3 protein-coding genes are annotated in these 3,793 nt (G+C 66.3%); all 3 read left to right on the top strand.

The features are described from left to right. Positions 1 to 522: hypothetical protein (locus tag EV657_RS21805; protein WP_166673768.1), on the top strand; the 522-nt coding region annotated here is incomplete at its 5' end. 140 nt (positions 523 to 662) lie between these two features. Continuing rightward, on the top strand, positions 663 to 1,601 hold the full coding sequence (locus EV657_RS21200; protein WP_243837780.1) for a GIY-YIG nuclease family protein: 939 nt from the start codon (positions 663 to 665) through the stop codon (positions 1,599 to 1,601). Between the two features lie 70 nt (positions 1,602 to 1,671). Beyond that, the coding region (locus EV657_RS21195) for an AAA family ATPase (RefSeq protein ID WP_166673767.1) at positions 1,672 to 3,793 on the top strand (2,122 nt) is incomplete at its 3' end.

The raw sequence follows: 3,793 nt of genomic DNA, 5'->3' as shown, positions 1-3,793 counted from the left end.
GACATAAGATCTCGTGCCAAGCTGGTCTCCATCGCAGATGCCAGCTTGAATCATGCCCTACGCACGAGCGGAATCCCTTTTGTCAACACGACCTACATCGAGTGCGAGCGCGATCTTGAACATGTAGACTGTTTCGACCCCGCCTTCATGAACTGGGCACGCGACGCGGAAGCGGCCCGGCGCAAGACGCTCTTGCTTTGCGGCGACATCATTCGCGCCGCGATCTGTCGCCCCGAAGACCGACCTCTCCAACGTTTGGCCCTGCTGACACGAGCGCTGATCGAAAGCGAGACATCCGAGAGGTTCACGACGCTCCACCGCGCGCTCGACCTCCATGCGGACCTGTTTTCCTGCCCCGGAACTACGCCTACTCTGGCTCGCGCCCGACACATGCTGAACCGGTGCCACGAGTTGCTAGACGCTATGGCCGAACTCGGCGAGTTCCGCGATCCTGCCGAGATTTCGTGGGCTGTGCGCAGCGACGCCGAGCCGGATGCGCTGATCGCGACCTGCGCGCATTGATCCCGCCTTCCTGACGTAACCATGCCCTCTCGCTTTCCAGCGCGAGGCCGTGGCTGCTTGCCCGATCATCTTTTCAGCCGCCCAATGCCCACCGTCTTGATGGCAGCGGCAAGCCCCTGCTTTTCCCGGAGGTCTCCGATATGAACACAGATCTGCACTTCTTCCCCGACAGCACTCACGACCACCCCGTTCCGGTCGGCTTGCCGATCCATGAGCACTGGCAGGCAACCGCCGAGGCCAAAGGCTTCGAGATCACGGCCCGCGTCGATGACCGCTATCATCTGATGCTGAGGTGCAACAGCTGCGGCGGCGCGCACCGCAGCAAGCTCCATGTCCTGATGACGAGCCAGCCGCTCTGCCCGCATTGCATGGACGCGCGCTGGCGCAAAGACGCGGAAGCGGCAGGCCTCATCTGGCTCGGGCGCGATCCGGATGACCGGCATTACGGCTTTTACCAGGCCCCCTGCGGGCACAAGCTCCGGCGTCAGTTCGAACTGGTCAAACGGATCGCCGCGGGAGAGTGCGAGCATCGCTGCGAAGCGTGCCAGCACGAGAAGGAAGAGGCCGAGGCGAGAGCCCGGGGCTGGTCGCTGATCGGCCCCGCCCCGACGAAGGGACCGGGTTACCGGCGCTATCGTCACGCCTGCGGCCACGAGCAGACGATCGCGCGCGCCAACATGCAGTCCGGTCGCTTCAACTGCGCCAACTGCGGCGAAGGCTGGTCCACGGCGCCGAGCTTCATCTACTGCATGCGCTTCACGCTTCCGGGACTGGCGCCGCTGGTGAAGCTCGGGTTTTCCCGGAACCCGGACAGCCGGCTGCACTGGCAGCTGAAGCGAAGCCCCGATCTTTCCGGACAGATCCTGCGCAGCGTCCCGATCCGCAACGGCCACACCGCACAATCCCTGGAGAAGAAGATGCATGCCGCGCTCAGGCGCGACCATCGGGACAGCGTCATTCCACCAGACCAGTACCGCCCCTGGCTGCGCGTGAAGTCGGAGATCTACGCGGCAGGGCTGCAGCCCGTGATCCTGAAGCTGCTGGACGAGCTCGACACCGGCTGCTCCGATCCGGACTGATCCTCCCCCCCTTTTCCCGGAATGAACCGGCGTCAGCCGACCCTTTCCTCTTGTCATGGAGCAACGCGACATGCCGAAGACCACAGCCGCCCCTTGGGGCCCCTATGCACGCACCATCCTGCGCCGCCTGCGCGAAGCGGAAGATGACAGCACTTTCGATCCGGACATCGACATGGATGGCGACACGATCGCGCCACGGAGCAGAAGGACGCCTTCCGCCGTCGAGCTGCTGGATGCGCTGGAACACAGCCAGCACCAGGACTCGCGCGACATTGAAGACCTGCGGGCCGCCGGTATCGATGGTTATGCCATGGATGATCGCGGCTCGGATCGGCCAAAGGTTGTCATCGCTCCGGACCAAATCCTGATGGCGTTGCGTCTGGCGGCGACTTTTGGCAGCCAAAAGCGGTTCGGCGCCGCGCTCGATCAACGCGCCTGCACTGTCATCACGGGTTTCGAGCCCATCCAGATCTCCGGCGCGGCCACCGCGATCGGCCGCCTTTTCCTGCCGGACGGCTGGACATCGCAAACGCGCGCCCCGCGCACCGGGGAAACAACTGTGCTCCAGCTGCTGCGCCCGATGCAGACCGGCAGCAACAAGATCACTGAGCCCGCGATCGCGAAGCTCGAACACGAGATCCTCGCAGCCTTGGCACGGCCGCATCCGCTGATGATCCTGCTTCCTGATACGGCATCGCTTCCGGCCAATCTCCGGCGCGTACTGCCGCCTGCCCTGCAGTTGCCGCCCATTGACCGGGAGATCATGCTCCGGCTGCTCGGGCAAACGCATTCCGCCACAGGTAAGGTTGATCGCACGCTGATCACCCCGCTTTTGCCGGAGAACGACGCCCTCGCGACCATGGATATGCCGAGCCTGATGTCCGCCTTGCGCGAACCGAACGCGCCCGCTGCGGCGCGCAAGCTGGCGGCGCTTCTGGCGCCCATGGCCAATGCATCTTCCGACATGACGCTTGAAGAGATCGGCGGCGACAGCCCGGCCCATCGGGCCGCGGCCGACATCGTGTCCGACCTGGCCGCGTGGAAGCGCGGCGCCGCGCGCTGGAGCGACCTGCCCCATTCGGTCTTGCTCACCGGCGCGCCCGGCACCGGCAAGTCCGTTCTCGCGCGCGCCATCGCGGTAACGGCGGGCGTGCCCCTCATCGAGGCCACGCTGGGCAACTGGCAGAGCGCGGGGCATCTTGGCGACATGCTGCGCGAGATGCGCCGCTCCTTTGCCCAAGCGGTCCGCCAGAAGCCCTCGGTGCTGTTCATCGACGAGATCGATGCGGCCGGCTCGCGCCAGGGCGAGGACCGGCATAACGCAAACTACCGCGCCAATGTCATCGACGCGCTGCTCACCGAGATCGATCAACTCACCCGCGCCGAGGGCGTGATCCTGATCGCCGCCACCAACCATCCAGAGGCGCTTGACCCGGCCATTCTGCGCCCGGGCCGGTTTGATCTGCATCTGTCGCTGCCGCTGCCGACGCAGGCGCAGATCCGCCACATGCTGCAGCGCGCGCTGCCCGAGGAGCGCGCCGACGATCTCGCGGCGCTGGCCCTTGCCTTGTCTGGACAGACCCCGGCGGCAATCGATGCGCGGCTGCGCGCGGCCAAGGCCGCCGCGCGCCGGGCCGGAGGCCAGCTCACGGCCCGGGCGCTGAGGACCACGCTGCCGGCCGCAGAGCCCGGGCGGGCTGCCCCTGGCCGCCGCATCGCGGTCCATGAATGCGGCCACGCTATTGTGGCCAGTTTGCTCGGGGCGGTGCCGGTGCGCCGGATGCAGCTTTCCCGGGATGGGGGCTCCACCTCCCGAGCCTCGGCCATTCATGAAGGCACTGTGCCCGAGTTCGAGAATGAGCTGACGATCCTATTGGCGGGCCCCGCCGCCGAACGCCTCATCCTCGGCTCGATCAGTGCCGGTGCGGGGGGCAGCGCGGACAGTGATCTTGCGCAGGCCTCTGCGTTGCAGTTGCAGTTCGATCGGGAATTCGGCCTTGGTACCAACGGCAATGCGTGGCTTGGAGAGCCGGATATGCAGCGGCTCTCGGACGATGACTGCACCCGGCTGCGGGTGAAGCTGGAGCAGTTCGAACACCGGGCCCGCGCGCTCCTCGCCCCCCACCGCGATCTGCTCGAGCGGCTCGCCGATCACCTGCTCGCACATCGCGATCTCGACGAGACCGCGCTCG

This window comes from Rhodovulum visakhapatnamense, from assembly GCF_004365965.1.
Lineage (GTDB): Bacteria > Pseudomonadota > Alphaproteobacteria > Rhodobacterales > Rhodobacteraceae > Rhodovulum > Rhodovulum visakhapatnamense.
This window is presented reverse-complemented; position numbering and strand designations above follow the sequence as displayed.